The organism is Amycolatopsis sp. NBC_00345, from assembly GCF_036116635.1.
Lineage (GTDB): Bacteria > Actinomycetota > Actinomycetes > Mycobacteriales > Pseudonocardiaceae > Amycolatopsis.
On the sequence record NZ_CP107995.1, the window covers coordinates 9,217,316 to 9,237,543 of the forward strand.

Here is a 20,228-nt window from a genome sequence, read left to right on the forward strand (position 1 = left end):
GACGACCTGTGCAAGAATCGAGCCATGTCCGTCTTCCGCCATCCCGACCGGCACCACGTCGCCGTGCTGGTCCGGCCCGGCCTGCTCGTGATGGAGCTGGGCATCATCCACCGGCTCTTCGGCCAGGCGCGCTCGGCCGAGGGCGAGCCGCTGTACGAGGTCGTCACCTGCACTCCCGAGCCCGGTGAGCTGCGCACCGACTCCGACGTGCGGATCCCGGTCCTGGTCGGGCCGGAAGCGGTGGCCGAGGCCGACACGGTGGTCGTCCCGGCGTCCTCGATGGAGTACGAGCCGAACGCCCGCCGGATCACGCCGCCGGTCCAGCAGGCGATGGACCTGATCCGGCCCGGCACGCGGATCGCGTCGATCTGCACCGGCGCGTTCGTGCTCGCCGCCGTGGGCTTGCTCGACGGCCGGAGCGCGACCACGCACTGGAGCTCGGCGTGCGCGTTCCAGCTGGAGTACCCGCGGGTGCGGCTGAACCCGGACGTGCTCTACACCGAGGACGGCGACGTTTTCACCTCGGCCGGTGTCGCCTCCGGCATCGACCTCTGCCTGCACCTGATCCGGCGTGACTTCGGCGCGGCGGTGGCCAACGAGGTCGCGCGCGGCACCGTCGTGTCACCGCACCGCGAAGGCGGGCAGGCGCAGTTCATCCGACGCCCGGTGCCGGAGCCGCGGTCCTCCTCGACCAGCGCCGCGCGGGCGTGGGCGCTGGAGCACCTGCACCGGCCGTTGACGTTGCGGGAGCTGGCGGCGCGGGAGTCGATGAGCACCCGGACGTTCACTCGACGCTTCCGTGACGAGGTCGGGATTTCGGCGGTGCAGTGGCTCACGCAGCAGCGCGTGGAACGGGCGCGGCAGCTGCTGGAGGAGACGGAGCTGCCGATCGACCGCGTCGCGACGGAGTGCGGGTTCGGCACCGCGGCCTCGCTGCGGCAGCACCTGCAGAGCGCGCTCGGGGTGTCGCCCAGCGCGTACCGGAGCACTTTCCGCAGCGCTGTCTGAGGCCGGCGGTCCGTGGTGGCGCCTCGCCGAGAGACGCCGCCACGGACCGACCCCCAGAGAATCGCGGAAGACGGAGGAAGGGCGTCTTCTGCTTGGAAGCCGCTGTCCATCCTGGTCGGGGCGGGCGGGTGTTCGGTACCGGTCTGACAGATCTGACAGCGTCAGGGAACGACGGTGACCAGCACGTACACCGGGCGGCGGGTGGTGAAGAACTCCCGGCCCGCCGCGTCGACCATCTTCCAGCCGATCCAGCAGCGGCCCGGTTTGTCGGCGGCGGTGACGGGCACGCTGATCATCACGTGGTCGCCAGGCGGGGTGTCGCCGATCAGCACCCGGTCCGGCGTGCGGCAGGTGCCGGGCGCCGGCGGCTGGTCCATCCGCTGCAGGTAGCGCTCGTGCCAGGGGATCGAGCCGGCGTTCTCGATCTCCCACACCTTCAGCACGGTCACGCCGGCGCGCACGGTGGTGCCGTCGGGCACCGTCACGTCGCCGACGAACTTCGTGTTGTCGCCCTTGATGCGCGCGCCGACGTCGACCGCCGGGGCCGCCCCGTCGAGCTTGCCGGTCACCACCAGTGCGGCGACTGCGGCGAGCACCGCGATCACGGCACCGACGACGATCAGCGCGGTCCGCCGTTTCGGACGCCGCCCCGGCCCTTCGTGGGATGCGAGCTGGATGTCGTCGGCCGGGGGCTCGGGTGGCTGACCGGATTCGGCGACGTCCGGCTGGCCGAGGCTCGCCGGTTCGATGACGGCGGTGGTCACCCCGCCGGACGGGTGCCCGACAGCGTTCACTGGGGCCAGGACGGCGGGCGGGGTGAGGCCCTTCAGCTCTTCCCACCGCTGTCGCCACGGCGCCTCGTCCGCGTCGCACGCCTTCACGAACTCGCGGGTCGTCTCCCAGGACGGGAAGCGGATGCCCTTGACGGCCTCGTGCAGGGTGGTGTGGGAGATGCAGCCGGAGAGTTCGGCCATCTTGCGGAACGACGGGTTCCCGGCGCTCGCCCGCAGCGCGGCCAGCTCCGTGGCGAGCAGGTCGGCCCTGGCGGGCCGGCCGGACATCGGGCCGTCGTCTCCCATGGCCGCTCCCGGTTGTCAGATCCGCTGATTCTGACAATTCTGACATCTCCTGAGAGCGGCCCTTCGCCGCCCGTCCCGGGTCAGCCGGCGAGCCGCTGGAAGTCCATCGTCCAGTTCGTCTCCCAGGATTGGCCGCTGTCGGTGGAGTAGGCCTGCTCCCAGCGGGCGGTTGTCGCCGAGATGCCCGACCAGAGGTAACGGCAGCGGACCTTCTCGCCCTCGTGGTAGTCGTCGCCCTGGAACTCGCCGTGGCCGTCCGGGCCGAAGCGGCCGGTCACCGGCGGGGTGAGACGGCCGTCGGGGCTGGCGGCCCAGTTGAGGGACCACTCGTCGCGTTCGGGGTCGTAGAGGCGCAGGGTCAGGCCGCGGGTGCCCTTGGTCGGGAAGACGATCTCGTCGAGGTTCGCGCCGCCGTCGAAGATCCGGCCGGTGCAGATCGAGACACCGGGGAAGGTGTCCCATCCGGTGCGGCCGGTCAGCGGCGCGAGCAGCCGGCGGTTGGTCACTTCCCAGGTGCCGATGAGGAAGTCGAAATCGCCGTAGCCGGTGGTTTTCGTGGTCATGCCGGGACGTTAACCGGGCTTCACTGACAAGGACTGTCAGTGAAGCCCGGCGCGATCGGTCACCGGTCCAGCAGTTCCCGCAGCGCCTTGACCACTTCGGCCGGCGCCTCCTCGGCCATGAAATGCCCGCAGGTCACCGTCCGGTGGGCGAGGTCGGGCGCCCAGGGCCGCCACAGCGCGGTGGCGTCGTAGCCGAGGGCCGCGCCCCAGTCCTGCTGCAGCACCGTGACGGGCATGCGCAGGTGGTTGCCCGCTTCGCGGTCGGCGGTGTCGTGCTCGACGTCGATGGTCGCCGACGCCCGGTAGTCCGCGACGATCGAGGGGACGGCGTTCCGTGAGGCTTCGAGGTACGCGGCGCGGACGTCCGCCGGGATCGCCGCCGGGTCGTTGGCCCAGAGGTCGAGGAAGTAGCCGAAGAACGCGTCGGGCGCGGCGCCGATCAGCTGCTCGGGCAGGCCCGGCGGCTGCGCCATCAGGTAGAGGTGGAACGCGACGGCGGCGCTCGTGCCGTGCAGGACGTTCCACATGTCCAGCGTCGGCAGCACGTCGAGGATGGCGAGGTGGCTGACCGCTTCGGGGTGGTCGAGGCCGGCGCGGATCGCGACGAGCGCGCCGCGGTCGTGCCCGGCCAGCGCGAAGCGCTCATGCCCGAAGGCGCGGGCGAGGGCGACGACGTCGGATGCCATGGTGCGCTTGGAGTAGGCCTGCCCGTCGGTGTCGGCGGGCTTGTCGCTGTCGCCGTAGCCGCGGAGGTCGGGGCACAGGACGGTGTGGTCGGCGGCGAGGTCGGCCGCGACGTGCCGCCACATCAGGTGCGTCTGCGGGAAACCGTGCAGCAGCACGACGGGAGTTCCGCTGCCCGCGACGGCGACGTTCAGTGACACGTTTTCGGCGACGGGCACCCGTTGGAGGTCGAAGTTCATGGCCCCAGCCTGCGATCGGCCGATCAGCGTTCGATCAGCGTCGGCTGAGTGATTACAGTGCGAGACCGATGGACGTGTCGTTCGGGGTGCTCGGCCCGCTGGTGGCCGGGAACGGGCGGGGCCCGCTGGCGCTGCCCGGGCCCCGGCACCGCGCGGTCCTGGCCCGGCTGCTGGTCGCGCACGGCCGTGTCGTCCCGGTGGACGCGCTGGTCGACGCGTTGTGGCCGGAGCCGCGGCCCGGCGCGGTGGGCGCGCTCCAGACGTTCGTCGCCGCGTTGCGCCGGGTACTGGAGCCGGATCGCGCGCCGCGCACGCCCGCGCGCCTGCTCGTGACGGAGGCCCCCGGGTACGCGCTGCGCCTGCCCTCGGACGCCGTCGACGCCTGGCGGTTCGAGGCCGCCGTCCGGTCCGGCGAGGGCATCGAGGAGGCCCTGCGCTGGTGGCGAGGCCCGGCGTACGCGGAGTTCGCCGACGAGCCGTGGGCCCGTCCCGAGGCCGCGCGGCTGGAGGAGCTGCGCCTCGTGGCCGTGGAACGGCGCGCGGCGGGCTGGCTCGCCGAAGGCCGTGCCGCCGAGGCCGCCCCGGATCTGGAGTCCCATGTGGACGCTCACCCGTGGCGCGAGGAGGCCTGGCGGCTGCTCGCGCTGGCCCTCTACCGCACCGGCCGTCAGGGCGACGCCCTCGGCGCGCTGCGGCGGGCGCGGGCGGCGCTGGCTTCGGACCTGGGCGTGGACCCGGGGCCGGAGCTGCGGGCGCTGGAGAAGGACATCCTGGACCAGGCCCCGCATCTCACCCTCGTGAGTGTTTATGACGGTTCTAACCGTCATGAACACTCACGAGTCCTGGTCGGCCGCGCGGAGGAGCTGGCCCGCCTCACGGAGGCCGCCGCAGCCGTCGAGGCACGGGGGCGGCTCGGGCTGGTCCTGGTCTCCGGCGACGCGGGGGCCGGCAAGACCGCGCTGGCCGAGGCGTTCACCGACGACCTCGCCGCGCGCGGCTGGACCACGGCCTGGGGCACCAGCCCGGACCGTTCGGGGGTGCCCGCCGCCTGGCCGTGGACGCGGATTTTGGCTTCACTCGGCGGATCCGTGCCCGAGCCGGAGCCCGCGGGCGATCCGGCGGTCGCGCGGTTCCACTGGCACCGCGCCGTCGCCCGGCGGCTCGCGGACGGGCCGGGGCGGCGGCTGCTCGTCCTCGACGACCTGCACTGGGCGGGGGAGGAGACGCTCGCCCTGCTCGCCGCAGTGGTTACTGAATCGGTCGCGCGGCCGGTGCTCGTGGTCGCGACCTACCGGACCACGGACGTCTCCCCGGAGCTGACGGAACTGCTCGGCCGGGTCGCGCGCGCCGAGCCTGTCCGCGTGTACCTCGGCGGGCTGGCCGTCGAGGCGGTGGCGCAGCTGGTCGGCCCGGACGCCGCCGAGGTGGTTCACCGGCGGACCGGCGGGAACCCGTTTTTCGTCCGTGAGCTGGGCCGGGTCCTCGACGCCGAGGGCGGCCTGCCCGAGGGCGTGCGCGACGTCGTGCGCTACCGCGTCGCGCGGCTGCCCGAAGACGTCCGGACGGTCCTGCGCCGCGCCGCCGTGATCGGCACCGACGTGGACCTCGACCTGCTCGGCGACGACGACCGCACGCTCGACGCCGTGGAAACCGCCACAGAGCGCGGATTCCTGGCCGAACGCGGGCCACGCGCGTTCCGGTTCGCGCACGCGCTGGTCCGCGACGCCGTCTACGAAGATCTCTCCCGGTCCCGTCGCGCGCGCCTGCACGCCGACGTCGCGGAGGCCGTCGAGCGGCTGCGGCCGGACGACGTCGAAGCGCTGGCCCACCACTTCCTTCTGGCCGGTTCGCGTCGTGGCGTTCCCTACGCGCGCGCCGCCGCCGAGCGGGCCGAGCGCCGTTTCGCGCCGCACGAGGCCGCGCGCCTGTGGCGGGCCGCGCTCGACCTCGACGGTGACGACATCGGGCTCCACATGGGACTCGCCCGGTCGCTCGCCTTCGCCGGCGCCCTCGGCGAGGCCCGCCGCCACCGCGCCGAAGCACTGACGCTGGCGGGCGACGACCGCGAGCTGACCGTCCGGGTGCTCACGGCGTTCGACGTCCCCGGTATCTGGACCGAGAACGACGACCCGGAGCTGGCCCGCCGGGTCGCGGACGCCGTCGAGCGGGTCCTGCCGGGCACGGACCGGCCGACGCGGTGCCGCCTGCTGGCCACCCTCGCGCTGGAACTGCGCAACACCGGCGGCGGCCGCGCTCGTGCCGCCGCCCGCGAAGCCGAGGCGCTCGCGCGTGAACTGGCTGATCCGGCGCTGCTGGCGTTCGCCCTCAACGCACGGTGGATGCAGGCGTTCGACCGGGCCGGGCTGGCCCCGGAGCGGGCCGGACTCGGCGCCGAGCTGGTGGAGCTGGCCGCGCGGCACGGGCTGGTCACGTTCGAGGTGCTGGGGCACCTGATCCTGGTGCAGGCCCAGTCAGCCCTCGCCGATTTCACCGCCGCCGACACCCACGCCGCCGCGGCCGACCGGCTCGGCGAGGCTTACGACATTCCGCTCGTCGGCGTGTTCACGCAGTGGTACCGCGCATTGCGCACGGCGGTCACGGGCCCGTCCGCCGAAGCCGAAGCCGCGTACCGCTCCGCCGCGGCGCGCCTTTCCGGCACCGGAATGTCCGGTGTGGACAACGGAATCCTCCCGCTGGCCCTGCTCTGCCTCCGCCGTCTCCATGGTGAAGAGTCCGAAGTGGACGATGACTTCGGTGGCTATGCCCCGTGGTGCCGCCCGTCCGGCGAGATCCCGGACTCACCCCGTGACCTGCTCTTCGAGGCCCGCACCTGCTTGCACGCCGTCGCCGCCATCGCGGCGGGGGACCGGGCCGTCATGAAGCGGCTCTACGACGCCCTGTTGCCCGCGGCCCGCGAACTCGCGGGCGCGGGCAGCGGCCTGGTCACCCTCGGCCCGGTCGCCGGTTACCTGGCCGCGCTGGCCGAAACCCTCGGCCGGGACGCCGCCGTCCACCGTCGCGAGGCTGCGGAGGTCGAGGCCCGCGCCCGGTCGTGAGGTTCAGCCCGGCGCGACAACCCGTTGGACGCACTCGCGGAGCAGGGCCCGGCGTGACTCGTGCCGCTCCGGCGGCTCCTGGTCGGTGGCGGCGTAGACGTTGCTGACCGGCGACCACGCCATGGACATCGCGATCACCATGGCCATCAGGTCGAACGGGTCACCGGCCCGGACGGTCCCCGCGGCCTGCGCGTCGGTGATGGCGCGCAGTTTGGCCTCCTCGACGCGGTCGGCGTTTTCGACGAGGTGCCCGGAGGGGCGTCGTTCCAGGCGTACCCAGGTGGCCAGCCGGATCAGGTCGGGACGGCGGAGATACTCGTCGTACAGGCGGACGGCCCAGTCCGCGAGGTCGGCGGCGTCGATCGGGACGACGTTCATGATCCGTTCCAGCGAGCTGTGGAAGATCGCGTCGAACAGCGCTTCCTTGCTGCCGAAGTAGCCGTACAGCTGGGCCTTGTTGGTCCGGGCGGCAGCCACGATCCGCTCGACGCGCGCCCCGGCCAGTCCGTGCTCGGCGAACTCCTGCGTCGCCACGTCCACGATGCGCTGCCGGGTCGCGATGCCACGCGAGGTCAAGGGCGGGTCGGCCATGCCCGTCACGATAACAACTGACCAGTCTGTTTGCCGAATTCCCGGTGCTCGGCTACGGTTGAATAGACCGAACAGTCTGTTTGCTTGAGGAGTGGGTCATGAGGACAACCGTGGGCTGGCAGGCCGGCGCCGGGGACGTGCTGCGGCGAGTGCCGCTCCAGCGCCGGGAGCTGCGGGCGGACGACATCGCCGTGCGCGTGGACTACTGCGGGGTCTGCCACACCGACCTCCACGCGCTGCACGGCCGCACCGACCGGCCGCTGGTGCCCGGCCACGAGTTCACCGGCGTGGTGACCGAGGCGGGACCCGGCGTCACGCGATTCGCCGAGGGTGACGCCGTGGCCGTCGGCAACATCGTGGACTCGTGCGGGGTGTGCCGGATGTGCTTGCTGGGTCAGGAGAACTTCTGTTACGAGTTCCCGACCCTGACCTACGACGGCACCGACCGGCATGACGGGTCCACCACTCTGGGCGGCTACTCCCGCGAGTACGTCGTCCGCGAGGGGTTCGCCTACCCGCTGCCCGCTGGGCTCGATCCCGCGGGCGCGGCTCCGTTGCTGTGCGCGGGAGTCAGTGTCTGGGAACCGTTGCGGGCGCTGGGCGTCGGCCCCGGCACCCGGGTCGCGGTGGCCGGGCTCGGCGGGCTCGGGCACCTCGCGGTCAAGTTCGCCGTCGCGCTCGGGGCCGAGACCACGGTGATCAGCCGGACGCAGGACAAGGCCGAAGACGCCCGCCGGCTCGGCGCCCACAAACTGCTCGTGTCCACCGACGAGGCACAGCTGACGGCCGCCCGGGACCGGTTCGACGTGCTCATCGACACCATCGCCGTCGAGCACGACCTCGGCCCGTACCTGCTGCTGGTCGCGATGGACGGCACCCTCAGCCAGGTCGGGTACCTCGGCCCGGTCACGGTGGAGACGATGTCCCTGCTGGCCGGGCGCAAGAAGCTCAGCTCCGCGGGCAGTGGCGGCCGACCCGGGACCGCCGCGATGCTGGAGTTCTGCGCCGAGCACGGCATCACCGCCGACATCGAGCTGGTCCCGTCCGCGAAGGTCAACGAAGCCCTGGAACGCTTGGCCCGCAACGACGTCCGCTACCGCTTCGTGCTCGACCTGTCCGACCTCGCCGAGGCCGCATCGCGGTGATAAACGCGTTGGCCGGGCCGTCGCCGCACAGTTACCGTGCCCGTATGCGCACCAATCTGCGGCGTGCGCTCACGACAGCTATGAAGAACCGTGACCGCGCCGCCATCACCGCACTCCGTTCGGCTCTGGCTGCCATCGACAACGCCGAGTCGGTCCCCGCTGAGCACCTGCCGTCGAGCGCGGCCTCGAACGAACACGTCGCGGGCGCGGCGGTCGGCCTGGGCGCGGCGGAAGTGGAACGTCGTCACCTGACCGAAGCCGATGTCCGTTCGATCGTGGAAAAAGAGGCCGTCGACCGGGTTTCCGCCGCCGACGAGTACGAGCGGCTGGGCCGCGCCGACCTGGCCGCGAACCTCCGGGCCGAGGCCGAGGTGCTCGACCGGCAGCTGCACCCGGAATCCTGAGACCGGCCCACCGCGGTCAGTCCGTCGCCCAGACCGCTTTCAGGGCCTCGTCGGTCAGTTCGCCGCGCGGGCCGACGGCGTCGGCCACACCCAGGCAGGTGTGGTCGCGGAAGACGCCGAGTTCGTACTGCACGGAGTCGGCGTCAGCGGAGCGGACCGTGAGCCCGACCTCGTAGTCGCCCGGGTAGGTCACCTCGCCGAGGTACTGGATCCGGTACGACCGAGGGGGCAGGTCCGGCACCGGGCCCGCGGCACCCGGCCCGAGCGGGTGCGTGGTGAACGCGGCGACGGCCTCGTCGTACCAAGTGGCCAGTGCGATGAAGTTGACGTGCTGGTTGGAGTCGACGTCACCGATCCGGGAACGCAGCGGGGCCCAATACGCGTAGTGGGCGGGTTCCCGGCGCTCCGGGCCCGGGCGGCCGGCGGCCGGCGTTGCCGTCTCCGGCAGCTGCAGCTGCAGCTGCAGCTCGGCCAGGTCGGCGAGCAGCTCGTCGGGAAGCTGGAGCGGCCCCGAGCGGTCGGCCAGCACGACCGTGGCGTCGCCCGTTCCCACGCGCTGGTCCCCGGCCAGGATCACCTGCTCGTAGGTGAACGACGTGCGCCCGGCCCGGCGGATGCCGGTCCGCACCTGGACGCGGGCACCGGTCGGCCCGGCCGGAGCGAGCCGTTCGACCGCTTGGCCGACCAGCAGGATCTGGAACGGGCCGAACCCGCCCGCGCCCACCAGGCGTTCGAAGCGGGGCAGCCGCAGCCGGATCCGGGCGTCCTCCAGCCAGCGGGCCATACCGACCGTGCCGGCCGAGCCGTCCCGGCCGAGATCGGCCTGCCGGACCCGGAGGTCGAGCTGGGCGCCGAAGTCATCGTCCTTGAGGGAAGTCATCGAAGATCACCGTAGGACGGGATCGGCTCCGGGCCCAGCGTGTGCCGGGTGCGCGGCCCGAAAGTCCCTGGCCGGTCGGTTCAGGAACGGGCGGCTTCGACGGCCGGCTCGCTGTCCGCGTCGTCCGGCGACAGCTGCCGGGTGATCCGCGCGAGGAGCTCCGTCAACGGCTCGCCGACGGTCCGGCCGAACTCGGTCAGCCCGTAGGTGACCTGCGGCGGTGTCGTCGATTCGACGTTCCGCCAGACCAGGCTGTCCTTGACCAGCCCGCGCAGGGTCTGGGCGAGCATCTTCTCGCTGATGCCCTGGATGCTCTCGCGCAGCTCGTAGAACCGGAGGTCGTTGTGCTGCAGGGCGATGAGCACCCAGACGCCCCACCGGCTCGTCACGTGATCGATCACATCGCGGGCGGCGCACTCGGTGTGAAACACCTCATACCGCTGATCTGCCGGAGCTGACACGCTGCGCACCTTCCCTCGGGTTCTGGGCTTACCCAAGGGTACGTTCTTACCAAAAGTTAGCTTCGGCTCCTACCGTTCTGCCCACAGTGGATCACGGGAAAGAGGAGCAGATCATGATTGTGGTGACCGGGGCTACCGGAAACGTGGGCAGGCCGTTGGCGCAGGCGCTGGCGGACGCGGGCGAACAGGTGACGACGGTGTCGCGGCACCCCGCGACGGCACCGGAGGGTGGCCGTCACGTGGTGGCCGACCTGACCGGGCCGGCCGGCCTCGGCGATGCCTTGGCCGGGGCGAAGGCGATGTTCCTGCTGCTGTCCGGTGACATGCACGCCGCCGGGGCCGACCCGGCCGGGACCATCCGTGAGGCCGCGGCTCACGGCGTGCGCCGAATCGTTTTGCTCTCCTCGCAGGGAGTCGCGACCAGGCCGCACGGCACGACGCGCATCGCGGTGCGCGCGGTGGAGGACGCACTACGCGAGTCCGGCCTGGACTGGGCGATCCTGCGGCCCGGCGGTTTCGCTTCCAATGCCTTGGGCTGGGCCGAATCCGTGCGTCAGCAGGGGGTCGTCGCAGCACCCTTCGGTGACACCGGGGTGCCGGTCGTCGATCCGTCGGACATCGCCGAGATGGCCGCGGCCTGCCTGCTGGACGATCAGCACAACGGCGGCGTGTACGAGCTGACCGGGCCGGAAGTGATCACGCCGCGTCAGCAGGCCGAGGTCATCTCCGCCGCGCTGGGCTCGCCGGTGCGGTTCCAGGACCTGACCCGGGCCGAGGCCAAGGCCTTCATGGTCCAGCAGGTGCCGCCGGAACTCGCCGACGACACCCTGGACATCATCAGCTCGCCGATCCCGGCCGAGCTGCGCATCAGCCCGGACATCGAGCGGGTCCTCGGCCGCGCCCCGCGTTCCTTCGCCGACTGGACCGCCCGCAACATCGCGGCCTTCCGCTGAGCCCGGCCGGTCAGGCGGGCCGGCCCGCTCCGGCGTAGTCGTCGCCCGGGGAGTGGAAGGTGTGGATCTGGATGGCCTGGCCCTCGGTGGGCGCGTTGATCATCAGGCCGTTGCCCAGGTACAGCCCCACATGGTGGATGCGGGTGGCCGGGTTGCCGTAGAACACCAGGTCGCCCAGCTGCGGCTCCTGCGCGGCGGGGACCCGGGTGATGGCACGGAACTGGCTGTCCGCCGTACGCGGCAGCCCGACGCCCGCGCTGTCGTACGACGCCTTGGTCAGGCCGGAGCAGTCGAAGCCGGCCGCGCCCGCGTCGGGGCCGTTGCCGCCCCAGACGTAGGGGAGGCCGAGCTGGCCGAGGGCGAACCGGGTGGCGTGGACGGCCGGGCTGTCCGCCTTCGCCGGGTCGAGCGAGAGCGTGGCGTACAGCTGCGCGTTGCCGAGCACTTGCTGGCGGAACAGCTCCGCGTCCTTGCCGCCCTTGAACCCCGCCACCGACTTCCACCAGCCGGTGCCGCCGCTGAGGTCGGTGCCGCCCGCGCACAGGGCCCGGCCCGCGGCGACCGACGCCGAGTCCGGGTCGGTGATCGCGGGCTTGCTGACGCCGGTGATCTTCTCGCCGTACTTCGACCACTGCGCCGAGGACAGGCCCAGCGGGTTGGCGCCCTGACGCCCGTGGTCCGAGCCGGCCTCGCCGACGCCCGCGAGCGTCACCCAGGAAAGGTGGCAGCCGGGGTCCTCCGAGCGCAGGGTCAGCTCGCCGTTCGCGTAGCCGATCAGCGCCGCCGCGGGGATGCCGAGCGGGCCGCTGAGGTTGTCGGCCCACTGCTGCAGCGGGGACTTGCCGCCACCGCCGGACGCGCCCTGCCCAGGTGCCTGAGCCTGCACGGGCGCGCTGACCTCGAGCACCGACGGGCCGGACGCCGCGTCCGTCCGCGCGGTGTCGGCCGCCGCCGCGACGGGAGTCGGCGGGGCCGGTTCGTTGCCGTCCGCGACGAGCCAGCCCGCCGTCACCAGCCCGGCGACGAGCGGCAGCGCGACGAGGCCGCGGTGCAGCGCGCCACGGGCCCAGGAGTGCTTCGGGTCCTTGCCGGTGGCGGGTTCGGCGTCAGGTTCGGGCGGCGGCGTCACGGCATCCAATCTAGAAGAGCCCACTGCTGTGTAACGAGCGAGCGGCTTGCACGTTAGGGGGACTCTCATATTGTGGGCACATGCCTGGAATGGACGCAGTACTGCTGCGTGAGGGACTGGCCGGTCGCTACGCCAGGGTCGACGTCGTGGAGATCACCGGCTCCACTAACGCGGACCTGCGGGAAGCCGTTGTCGCGGGGGCCGCTGACCGCACCGTGCTGATCGCCGAGCAGCAGACCGCCGGGGTCGGCCGCCGGGCCCGTTCGTGGAGTTCGCCGAAGGGCGCCGGGCTGTACCTGAGCGTGGCGCTGCGTCCCTCCGGCGTGGCGTTCTCCGCGCTCGGCTCACTGTCCGTGGTGGCCGGGCTCGCGGTGCGTTCCGTCGCGTCGGAGCTGGGGGTGGACGCCGTGCTCAAGTGGCCGAACGACGTCCTCGCCGGACCGGACCGGGCCAAGTGCGCGGGCATCCTCGCGGAGGCGGTCGCGGGCCCGGAGCCGTCCGTGGTGCTCGGCATCGGGCTGAACGTGCTGCCGCTCGGCGAAAACGTGCCGGCCGGGCCGGGCGGCCTGCCCGCGACGTCGCTGGCCGAGCAGGGGGCCGTGGACCCGGACCGCACCGGCGTCGCGCTCGCCCTGCTCACCCGGTTCGACGACCTGGAACGCCGCTGGCGCCTCGCGGGCGGCGACCTCACCGAGGCCGGTCTGCTCGCCGACTACCGCGCGCACTGCGCCACGCTCGGCCAGGACGTCCGGGTGGAACTGCCCGACGGCGCGTCGCTCACCGGCCGCGCCGCCGACATCGACCCGGCCGGCCAGCTGCAGGTGGACGTCGAGGACGGGCGCCGGCTCACCGTCTTCGCCGGCGACGTCGTGCACGTGCGCCCGGCTTGAGCCGAATCACGGTGTCCTGGCGTCCATGACGCCTTCGCGCCGGTACGGTTGGTTCACCAGCGTCAGCACACACCAGGGGAGCGTCCGCCGTGGCCTATCCGGACGATTTGCTCAGCCAGCACGAGGAAGTCGTGGTGCACAGCCACCCGCACTTCAAGATGCTGATCTTCCCGTTCGTGGCGTTCGTGATCACGGTCGCCGCGGCCGTGTGGCTCCTCATGCTGGCGCCGGACGCGCCGGCGCCGTGGAACAACGTGGCCAGGATCGCCATCGCGGTGGTCGGGGTGGTGCTGGTCGTGTGGCTGTTCCTGGCGCCGGTGGTGCGCTGGCGGACCACGCACTTCATCGTCACCACCGACCGGCTGATCGCGCGCGAGGGCGTGCTGAAGCGCACCGGCATCGACATCCCGATGTCGCGGATCAACAGCGTGCAGTTCGAGCACGGCCTGCTGGACCGGGTGTTCGGCTGCGGCACGCTGATCATCGAGTCGGCTTCGCACGAGCCGCTGCGCTTCGACGACATCCCGCGCGTCGAGCGCGTGCACACGGTGATCTACCGCGAAGTCAACGACAACCCGTACGACGACTACACCGGCGCGCCGGGCCCGCAGCAGACCGAGCCGCTGCCGCCGCAACCGCCGCAGGGGCGCCAGCCGCGCGGACGGAGGCGCTGACGTGGGCGCGTTGGAGGTGGGCCTGCCGGAGCGGGTGCCGGCCGCCGGCCTGCCGTCACGCGTGGAGATCTGGGAGGTCGGCCCCCGCGACGGACTGCAGAACGAGGACACCGTCGTCCCGGTCGAGGTGAAGCTGGAGTTCCTGGACCGGCTGGCCGGCGCGGGCCTGACCACGCTGGAGGCGACCAGCTTCGTGCACCCGAAGTGGGTGCCGCAGCTCGCGGACGCGGAGCAGCTTCTCGCGGGCCTGGACCGGCACGAGGGCGTCCGGTATCCCGTGCTGGTGCCGAACGAACGGGGCCTGAATCGCGCGCTGGACGCGGGCGTCAACCACATCGCCGTGTTCGCCAGCGCCACCGAGACCTTCGCCAAGCGGAATCTGAACACGACGCTGGACGAGCAGTTCGCCATGTTCGAGCCGGTCGTGACCCGGGCCCGCGCCGAAGGCCTGGAGGTGCGCGGCTACCTGTCGATGTGCTTCGGCGACCCGTGGGAGGGCGTGGTGCCCGCGGCGCAGGTCGTCCGCGTGGGCAAGTGGCTGCTGGACACCGGCTGCTCGCAGCTTTCGCTGGGCGACACCATCGGCGTCGCGACGACGGGCCAGGTCACGAACCTGATCGGCTCGTTTGTCGCGGCGGGCGTCGGGACGGAGTCGCTGGCTGTGCACTTCCACGACACGTACGGCCAGGCGCTGGCGAACACCGAGGCCGCTCTGCGCTCTGGTGTGTCCACTGTGGACTCTTCGGCGGGCGGCCTCGGCGGCTGCCCCTACGCGGAGTCCGCCACGGGCAACCTCGCGACCGAGGACCTGGTCTGGCTGCTGGAGGGGCTGGGCATCGAGCACGGCGTCGACTTGGCCAAGCTGGTGGAGACGAGCGTCTGGATGGCGGGCCGGCTGGGGCGGCCCTCGCCGTCCCGTGTGGTGAACGCCTTGGCGGGGTAGCTCGGCTTTTGGTCGGGCGGCTTTGGCTCGGCGCCGATGTCGATGTCTGCGCCGTCGAGAGTCCCCCCGGCGAGCCCGACGGTCAACGCGCCGCCGGAGCGCCCGCGGCCGATAAGGTGGAATTGCCACCGCGCGTGCGGAATTCGCCCTATCGGGGAATTGCGCGCGGGCGACGGCAACCGGGTGGCCGGGGAAACGTCCTTCCCTGTGCCGGCGGAACCGACGGAGGGTGCCCGTGACCGAGCAGGCCGAACCGGCCGACACCGACGTCTCCACCGGACCGATCCGTCTCCCGGCCCAGTACAGCGGCCTCCTGGACAACGGCGGCTTCGACGACGTCCCGACCCCGCCGTCCGGCACCCGGCTCCCGCCCGTCCCGCACCGTGGCGGCGCACCCGGGCAGTCGTGGTCGCAGGGGGTGCCGGCGCCGTACCAGCCGGGGCAGTCGGCTCCGCGGCAAGCGCAACAGCATCAGGCGTACCGGCACCAGCAGCCGTCGCAGCAGTACCAGCAGCAGCGCCAATCGCCGGTGTCGCACCGGCCGGTCGCCGGGCCGCGCTACCCGTCGCAGCAGCAACCGCTGCAGTCGCCGCAACAGCAACCGCCGCACCAGCAGCACCCGCAACAACCGCAGCACCCGCAACGGCCGCCGATGGGATCCCCTCGGACCGAGCGGGAAAGCGTCCTCGCGCTCTTCCTGGTCCACATGTTCCCCCTCGGCCACCTGCCCGTCGCCGCCGCGCGGCCGGCTGAGCAACTGCCTATTCCCAACACAACCGGCAAAACGGACAGTGTGGGCCGCGCCCCGTTCGACCACCCGGACTCCGCGCTGCTCGACGACAGCGACGCCCTCTACTACGTCACCCGCGGTCTCCGGCGTACGCCCACGCCACCCGCCGCCGTCGGGCCGCCCGCCGAGTTGCTCGACGGGTACGAGCCCCAGTCCAGTCCAAAGCAGACCGGCCCGGAGCAGTCCAACCCGGATCAGACCAGACCAAAGCAGGCCAGCCCGATCTGGCCGCCCGCCACCCAGTTCCCCGAAGGTGGTCTGGACCAGCCCGAACCCGTTGTCCTGCCGAAGGACACGCTGCTCGACCGCTTCGGCGGTGAGCACGGCCGCGTCTTCGCCGCCGACGGCACGCCGTTCGCGCGGCGCTCGCTGCCACCGTCCGCCGTGGACGGCGGCTATCGGCGCTACCGCGTGGTGAAGCCCGTGCCGATGTGGCGCTCGACGTCGGCGGAGTGGTTCGGCCAGCCCGGCGGCGGGATCCGGTACCGTGCGGTGCTGGCCGCCGACGAGCTGGTCACGCTGGGGTTCCTGGCCGAAGTCACGGGGGAGAAGCGATGAACACCCAGTCGATCCACCGCTGGCTCGACGTGCTGGGCGTGCCCGCGGAAGTGGTCTCGGTGGGCGCCGAGGCCGACAACGCGTGGTGCCTGATGCCCGTCGAGGACAACGGCTGGGAAGTCTTCTGGCGTGAGCAGGGCAGCCGGTACGACTGGGCCCGCTTCAGCACCGAGCAGGTCGCCTGCCACTACCTCTTCGGCCGCCTGGCGTGGTCGCAGGTGGCGCGCGGCGCGGTCGGGGTCCTGCCCGGCGCCAACTGACCCCTCGTGAGTGCTCGGACCCGGGACCGGTCCCGGTGGAAGCGTGCTTCCCTGACCGGGTCATGTCGCCGGGCATGGGCGGGGAGCAGGGTGGATGGCTGCGGGCAAGACTCCGAAAAGGCAGGGCTCCCGTCCGGGCAAGCCCGTCGAGCCGCTGCTGGACGCGCTCACCAGATCAGGCATCGGCGGGTTCCCGATCGAGATCTGGCTCGCCATGGCCAACGCGATGGCACCGGCCGGTGTGCGATACCAAGACGCTGACGCCAAAGCATTGTGCCGCGCGCGTCCGGATCAGGTGTCCGCGCACCAGACCGCTGACGGCATGCGCTACCAGCTGGCAGTCGGCGCCGACGGTGCCGTGGGCCGTCTCCTCATGTCCGATCCGTCGATCGCCGCGGCGATGGAGGACACCTTCGGGCCCTTCACGGTCGAGGACAAAATTGCCGCCGCGCTGATCGAGCTGCTCGACACACCAGCGAGCGATCCGGGGGTTCGACGCTATCTGGAGCGGCATCTGCCCGCCCAATGCGCGGACGGCACCGGCAGCGGCATCGGCGCGCTGCGTGCCAGGGCCGGCGAGCGGGGCATCGACCTGTTGCTGGCCAAAGCACTCGATCGACGCGCCAGCCGGGTGTCATCGGCCGAGAAGGTGGCGATGCGCCGGGAAGCCGTCACATTGTTCGCCGCCGCGGGAGCGGTTGCCGAATCGGCCGAACTCCGCGGCGTGTTGTCTGCCGATCTGGCCGCGGCGGGTGACCTCGCCGCGGCGATCGAGGAGCTGGAGCTGGCCGCGGCGGACTATCGCCAAGAGGCAGCTCGCAACTCGTTCCAGCTGAAATTCGTCGCGCTGACGGAGCTCAACCTGGGCCGGCTCTACAGCCGGGCCGGTCGACGTGGCGATGCTCGTACCGCAACCAAGACCGCGGTCGCGCTGTTCGCATCGATCGCCGCGGAGGACCACCGCTTCGCCGATGAGGTGCAAGTCGCCAGACGGCAGCTCAAGCAGCTGCGCTGGCGGGGGACTGTCCGCTGACCAATCGGGAGCTGACGTAGAACATCAGCGCCCGAAACCCGGCCCTGACCCCTCAGCGCTCCAGCACGGCCAGCGCGTCGTCGTGCAGCAGGCCGTTGCTGGACAGCGCCGAGCCGCCCTCGTACGTCGCCGCGCCGGACAGGTCGCTGAAGCGTCCGCCCGCCTCCGTGACGATCACCTGCGCGGCCGCGACGTCCCAGGGGTTCACGACGCACTCCGCGGCCAGGTCCAGCGCGCCCTCCGCGACCAGGCAGTGCTGCCAGAAGTCGCCGAACGCGCGGCTCTCCCAGCAGGCTTCGGTGAGCTCCAGGTACTTCTCGCGGGAGTGGTACTCCGTCCAGGTGTTGAGGTCCGTCGTGGACAGATACGCGTCCGCCAGCGACGCCACCGAGGACACCGCGAGCTGCCGCCTCCCGGCCGCGTCGCGCAGGAACGCGCCGTCGCCGCGGGACGCCCACCAGCGCCGTTCCAGCAGCGGCGCGGAGATCATCCCGACCACCGGCGTGCCGTCCTCGACCAGCGCGATCAGCGTGGCCCAGACCGGCACGCCGCGCAGGAAGTTCTTGGTTCCGTCGATCGGGTCGACCACCCATGCGCGGCCCTTCGAGCCCGCCGTGCCGCCGCGTTCCTCGCCCGCCACGGCGTCGCCGGGACGCTCGGTGGCGAGGATCGCGCGGATCGCGTCCTCGACGGCGGTGTCGGCGTCCGTCACCGGCGTCCGGTCGGGTTTGCGGGAGACCGACAGGTCGAGCGCGCGGAAGCGCGACGTGGTGATCGAGTCGGCGGCATCAGCCAGCCGGGTGGCAAGCGTCAGATCATCCTCATAACCAGGCACGATCACGATGGTTTCACGCCGGTTCACCGTAAGGTTGGCGAGGTGAGCATGGTCCTACTTGCCGAAGACGATCCGGCTATCGCCGAGCCCCTGTCCCGCGCCCTGCAACGGGAGGGGTACGAGATCGAGGTCGTCACCGACGGTCCGTCGGTACTGGACGCGACGGCCGCCCACCGGGTCGACCTGCTTGTGCTCGACCTCGGCCTGCCCGGCATGGACGGGCTGGAGGTCTGCCGCCGGCTGCGCGCGAGCGGCACCGAGCTGCCCGTGCTGATGCTCACGGCGCGCACCGACGAGGTCGACTTCGTGGTCGGCCTCGACGCGGGCGCCGACGACTACGTGGCCAAGCCGTTCCGGCTCGCCGAGCTGCTCGCCCGCATCCGCGCGCTGCTGCGCCGCCGGGTGCCGGAGGTGCTGGAGGCCGGCGGGGTCCGGATGGACCTCGGCGCCCGGCTGGTCACCGTCGACCTGCACGAGGTGCAGCTGGCGAACAAGGAGTTCGAGCTGCTGCGGGTGCTGATGACCAGGGCCGGCCAGGTCGTCAGCCGCGACGAGATCCTCGCCGAGGTGTGGAACGACCTGGAGTCGAAGACCTCCAAGACGCTCGACATGCACATGTCGTGGCTGCGCCGGAAGCTCGCGATCGCGGCCGACGAGGCGGCGGGCCGTCCCGCGAAGTCCACGCACTCCGACGGCGAGCGGCGGATCGCGACCGTGCGCGGCGTTGGCTTCCGCTTCAACGTCGAATAGCGTCCGGTCCCATGAGCATGCGCCGCCGGATCCTGCTGGCGATCCTGCTCGCCGTCCTGGTCACGGCGGCGGTGCTGGGCATTCCGCTGGGCGTCACGGCCTGGCGGCTGGTGGAGAACCTGAACCGCGAGAGCCTGGCCGAGCGCGCGCGGAACATCGCGGCGACGGTGGACACGCAGGTCGCGAACGGCCAGGACATCGACATCGAGCAGTTCCGCGTCGGCGTCCCGCAGGGCGGCCTGCTCACGGTGCGCGGCGACGGCCTGATCGAGAAGCACCTCGGCGTCAACCCGGGCCCGGACCCGGTGGTCGAGTCCGTGCCGACGGCCCGCCACGGCTCCGTCATCCTGGCCATCCCGGGTGGTCCGGTGCGGACGAAGCAGACGCAGGTGACGCTGCTGGTGGTGCTGCTGGTCGTGCTGTCGGTCGGCACCGGCACGGTGGTGGCCACGGTGACGGCGCGAAGGCTCGCGAAGCCGCTTCGGCACGTCGCGGACCGCGCGTCCCGTCTCGGTGGCGGCGACTTCCGGCCTGACCCTGGCCGTTACCGCGTTGCCGAGCTGGACATGGTCGCGGAGGCACTGGACACGTCGGGCTCGGCGCTGGCGCAGCTCGTCCAACGGGAGCGCCAGCTCGTCGGCGACGTCTCGCACCAGCTGCGCAGCCGGCTCACGGCGCTGCAGCTGCGCCTGGAACCGCTGACCATGCACGGGGACCCCGACGTCGTCGAGGAGTCGCGCGCGGCGCAGGAGCAGGCCGACCGGCTGGCCGGGGCGCTCGACGAGCTGCTCGCCGCCGCCCGCGCGGCCCGCGAGGTGGACGCCGAGCCCGTGGACCTGCCCGCGACGTTGCCCAAGGTCGCGGAGGAGTGGCGGCAGCTGCTGCGCGTCGAGGGCCGGAACCTGCGGCTGAAGATCGCCGACGGCCTGATGGCGCGCGCCACGCCTGGGCGGCTGCGCGAGGTTATCGGGGTGCTGCTGGACAACGCGCTGCGCCACGGCGCCGGCACCGTCACGCTCGCCGCCCGGCGCGGTGACGCCGACGGCACGGTGGTGATCGAGGTCGGGGACACCGGCTCCGGCGTCCCGGACGGGCTCGCCCCGCACATCTTCGAACGCGGCTTCTCCGGCGGTGGCTCCACCGGCGTCGGCCTGGCGCTGGCCCGCGCGCTGGTGGAAGCCGACGGCGGCCGGCTGGAGCTGTCCAACAAACGCCCGGCGATCTTCAGCCTGTTCCTCAAGGTGCCGCGCCCTGACGACGTCGGCCAGGTGCGCTGGCCCGCGGAGCCCGTGCCCCGCTGAGG

The 20,228-nt window shown here is 72.3% G+C and carries 21 protein-coding genes; 13 read left to right on the top strand and 8 right to left on the bottom strand.

Going from position 1 to position 20,228, the window contains the following annotated elements; genetic code table 11:
• Positions 1-24: 24 nt before the first annotated feature.
• On the top strand, positions 25-1,008 hold the full coding sequence (locus OG943_RS42065; protein WP_328606446.1) for a GlxA family transcriptional regulator: 984 nt from the start codon (positions 25-27) through the stop codon (positions 1,006-1,008).
• A 161-nt stretch (positions 1,009-1,169) separates the two neighbouring features.
• Here the strand turns inward: OG943_RS42065 and OG943_RS42070 are convergent, their stop codons facing one another.
• From OG943_RS42070 to OG943_RS42080, 3 genes are all read right to left on the bottom strand, one after another.
• Positions 1,170-2,087 (bottom strand): NBR1-Ig-like domain-containing protein, encoded by a 918-nt coding sequence (locus tag OG943_RS42070; RefSeq protein ID WP_328606447.1) that lies wholly within the window; start codon positions 2,085-2,087, stop codon positions 1,170-1,172.
• A gap of 80 nt (positions 2,088-2,167) precedes the next feature.
• Positions 2,168-2,650 carry a hypothetical protein gene (locus OG943_RS42075; RefSeq protein ID WP_328606448.1) on the bottom strand — a complete coding sequence of 161 codons (483 nt, stop codon included), beginning with the start codon at positions 2,648-2,650 and terminating at the stop codon, positions 2,168-2,170.
• 59 nt (positions 2,651-2,709) lie between these two features.
• Positions 2,710-3,573, bottom strand: coding sequence for an alpha/beta fold hydrolase (locus OG943_RS42080; protein ID WP_328606449.1), 864 nt, complete (start codon positions 3,571-3,573; stop codon positions 2,710-2,712).
• 68 nt (positions 3,574-3,641) lie between these two features.
• Between OG943_RS42080 and OG943_RS42085 the strand changes: the two genes are divergently transcribed.
• Complete coding sequence (locus OG943_RS42085) at positions 3,642-6,629, top strand: BTAD domain-containing putative transcriptional regulator (RefSeq protein WP_328606450.1); 2,988 nt, start codon at positions 3,642-3,644, stop codon at positions 6,627-6,629.
• A gap of 3 nt (positions 6,630-6,632) precedes the next feature.
• On the opposite strand, the gene OG943_RS42090 is transcribed toward OG943_RS42085, so the two are convergent.
• Complete coding sequence (locus OG943_RS42090; protein ID WP_328606451.1) at positions 6,633-7,220, bottom strand: TetR family transcriptional regulator; 588 nt, start codon at positions 7,218-7,220, stop codon at positions 6,633-6,635.
• 98 nt (positions 7,221-7,318) lie between these two features.
• Here OG943_RS42090 and OG943_RS42095 point away from each other — a divergent pair, with 98 nt between their 5' ends.
• Both OG943_RS42095 and OG943_RS42100 read left to right on the top strand, forming a co-directional pair.
• Positions 7,319-8,365: an NAD(P)-dependent alcohol dehydrogenase gene (locus OG943_RS42095; protein WP_328606452.1), complete on the top strand. Its 1,047-nt coding sequence runs from the start codon at positions 7,319-7,321 to the stop codon at positions 8,363-8,365.
• Between the two features lie 44 nt (positions 8,366-8,409).
• Positions 8,410-8,769 (top strand): GatB/YqeY domain-containing protein, encoded by a 360-nt coding sequence (locus OG943_RS42100; protein WP_328606453.1) that lies wholly within the window; start codon positions 8,410-8,412, stop codon positions 8,767-8,769.
• Between the two features lie 16 nt (positions 8,770-8,785).
• Here OG943_RS42100 and OG943_RS42105 read toward each other — a convergent pair whose 3' ends face one another.
• Both OG943_RS42105 and OG943_RS42110 read right to left on the bottom strand, forming a co-directional pair.
• Positions 8,786-9,649 (bottom strand): hypothetical protein, encoded by an 864-nt coding sequence (locus tag OG943_RS42105; protein WP_328606454.1) that lies wholly within the window; start codon positions 9,647-9,649, stop codon positions 8,786-8,788.
• Positions 9,650-9,729: 80 nt separating this feature from the next.
• Positions 9,730-10,038 carry a winged helix-turn-helix transcriptional regulator gene (locus OG943_RS42110; protein WP_328606455.1) on the bottom strand — a complete coding sequence of 103 codons (309 nt, stop codon included), beginning with the start codon at positions 10,036-10,038 and terminating at the stop codon, positions 9,730-9,732.
• 185 nt (positions 10,039-10,223) lie between these two features.
• Here OG943_RS42110 and OG943_RS42115 point away from each other — a divergent pair, with 185 nt between their 5' ends.
• Positions 10,224-11,063 carry an SDR family oxidoreductase gene (locus OG943_RS42115; protein ID WP_328606456.1) on the top strand — a complete coding sequence of 280 codons (840 nt, stop codon included), beginning with the start codon at positions 10,224-10,226 and terminating at the stop codon, positions 11,061-11,063.
• A gap of 10 nt (positions 11,064-11,073) precedes the next feature.
• Here OG943_RS42115 and OG943_RS42120 read toward each other — a convergent pair whose 3' ends face one another.
• Positions 11,074-12,192: a C40 family peptidase gene (locus OG943_RS42120; protein WP_328606457.1), complete on the bottom strand. Its 1,119-nt coding sequence runs from the start codon at positions 12,190-12,192 to the stop codon at positions 11,074-11,076.
• A gap of 80 nt (positions 12,193-12,272) precedes the next feature.
• Between OG943_RS42120 and OG943_RS42125 the strand changes: the two genes are divergently transcribed.
• From OG943_RS42125 to OG943_RS42150, 6 genes are all read left to right on the top strand, one after another.
• On the top strand, positions 12,273-13,082 hold the full coding sequence (locus tag OG943_RS42125) for a biotin--[acetyl-CoA-carboxylase] ligase (RefSeq protein ID WP_328606458.1): 810 nt from the start codon (positions 12,273-12,275) through the stop codon (positions 13,080-13,082).
• A gap of 89 nt (positions 13,083-13,171) precedes the next feature.
• Entirely contained in the window at positions 13,172-13,756 is a 585-nt protein-coding gene (locus tag OG943_RS42130; protein WP_328606459.1) for a PH domain-containing protein, read from the top strand.
• A gap of 1 nt (position 13,757) precedes the next feature.
• Complete coding sequence (locus OG943_RS42135; protein WP_328606460.1) at positions 13,758-14,699, top strand: hydroxymethylglutaryl-CoA lyase; 942 nt, start codon at positions 13,758-13,760, stop codon at positions 14,697-14,699.
• Between the two features lie 235 nt (positions 14,700-14,934).
• Positions 14,935-16,047, top strand: a complete 1,113-nt coding sequence (locus tag OG943_RS42140; protein ID WP_328606461.1) for a TNT domain-containing protein — start codon at positions 14,935-14,937, stop codon at positions 16,045-16,047.
• On the top strand, positions 16,044-16,307 hold the full coding sequence (locus OG943_RS42145) for a hypothetical protein (protein WP_328606462.1): 264 nt from the start codon (positions 16,044-16,046) through the stop codon (positions 16,305-16,307). The genes OG943_RS42140 and OG943_RS42145 overlap by 4 nt, the downstream gene beginning before the upstream one ends.
• Before the next feature lie 94 nt (positions 16,308-16,401).
• Positions 16,402-17,340 carry a hypothetical protein gene (locus OG943_RS42150; protein WP_328606463.1) on the top strand — a complete coding sequence of 313 codons (939 nt, stop codon included), beginning with the start codon at positions 16,402-16,404 and terminating at the stop codon, positions 17,338-17,340.
• Between the two features lie 52 nt (positions 17,341-17,392).
• On the opposite strand, the gene hisN is transcribed toward OG943_RS42150, so the two are convergent.
• Positions 17,393-18,181 carry a histidinol-phosphatase gene (hisN, locus tag OG943_RS42155; RefSeq protein ID WP_328612311.1) on the bottom strand — a complete coding sequence of 263 codons (789 nt, stop codon included), beginning with the start codon at positions 18,179-18,181 and terminating at the stop codon, positions 17,393-17,395.
• A gap of 42 nt (positions 18,182-18,223) precedes the next feature.
• Between hisN and OG943_RS42160 the strand changes: the two genes are divergently transcribed.
• Both OG943_RS42160 and OG943_RS42165 read left to right on the top strand, forming a co-directional pair.
• Positions 18,224-18,925 (top strand): response regulator transcription factor, encoded by a 702-nt coding sequence (locus OG943_RS42160; RefSeq protein ID WP_328612312.1) that lies wholly within the window; start codon positions 18,224-18,226, stop codon positions 18,923-18,925.
• Between the two features lie 17 nt (positions 18,926-18,942).
• Positions 18,943-20,226, top strand: coding sequence for an ATP-binding protein (locus OG943_RS42165; protein ID WP_328612313.1), 1,284 nt, complete (start codon positions 18,943-18,945; stop codon positions 20,224-20,226).
• Positions 20,227-20,228: the final 2 nt, after the last annotated feature.

Excerpts from the sequence above, each read along its gene's own strand:
- OG943_RS42125 (WP_328606458.1), top strand. The coding sequence starts at position 12,273 with ATGCCTGGAATGGACGCAGTACTGCTGCGTGAGGGACTGGCCGGTCGC.
- OG943_RS42105 (WP_328606454.1), bottom strand. The coding sequence starts at position 9,649 with ATGACTTCCCTCAAGGACGATGACTTCGGCGCCCAGCTCGACCTCCGG.
- OG943_RS42115 (WP_328606456.1), top strand. The coding sequence starts at position 10,224 with ATGATTGTGGTGACCGGGGCTACCGGAAACGTGGGCAGGCCGTTGGCG.
- OG943_RS42150 (WP_328606463.1), top strand. The coding sequence starts at position 16,402 with ATGGCTGCGGGCAAGACTCCGAAAAGGCAGGGCTCCCGTCCGGGCAAG.
- OG943_RS42160 (WP_328612312.1), top strand. The coding sequence starts at position 18,224 with ATGGTCCTACTTGCCGAAGACGATCCGGCTATCGCCGAGCCCCTGTCC.
- OG943_RS42075 (WP_328606448.1), bottom strand. The coding sequence starts at position 2,650 with ATGACCACGAAAACCACCGGCTACGGCGATTTCGACTTCCTCATCGGC.
- OG943_RS42145 (WP_328606462.1), top strand. The coding sequence starts at position 16,044 with ATGAACACCCAGTCGATCCACCGCTGGCTCGACGTGCTGGGCGTGCCC.
- OG943_RS42090 (WP_328606451.1), bottom strand. The coding sequence starts at position 7,220 with ATGGCCGACCCGCCCTTGACCTCGCGTGGCATCGCGACCCGGCAGCGC.
- OG943_RS42065 (WP_328606446.1), top strand. The coding sequence starts at position 25 with ATGTCCGTCTTCCGCCATCCCGACCGGCACCACGTCGCCGTGCTGGTC.
- OG943_RS42070 (WP_328606447.1), bottom strand. The coding sequence starts at position 2,087 with ATGGGAGACGACGGCCCGATGTCCGGCCGGCCCGCCAGGGCCGACCTG.
- OG943_RS42095 (WP_328606452.1), top strand. The coding sequence starts at position 7,319 with ATGAGGACAACCGTGGGCTGGCAGGCCGGCGCCGGGGACGTGCTGCGG.
- OG943_RS42085 (WP_328606450.1), top strand. The coding sequence starts at position 3,642 with ATGGACGTGTCGTTCGGGGTGCTCGGCCCGCTGGTGGCCGGGAACGGG.
- OG943_RS42080 (WP_328606449.1), bottom strand. The coding sequence starts at position 3,573 with ATGAACTTCGACCTCCAACGGGTGCCCGTCGCCGAAAACGTGTCACTG.
- OG943_RS42100 (WP_328606453.1), top strand. The coding sequence starts at position 8,410 with ATGCGCACCAATCTGCGGCGTGCGCTCACGACAGCTATGAAGAACCGT.
- OG943_RS42165 (WP_328612313.1), top strand. The coding sequence starts at position 18,943 with ATGCGCCGCCGGATCCTGCTGGCGATCCTGCTCGCCGTCCTGGTCACG.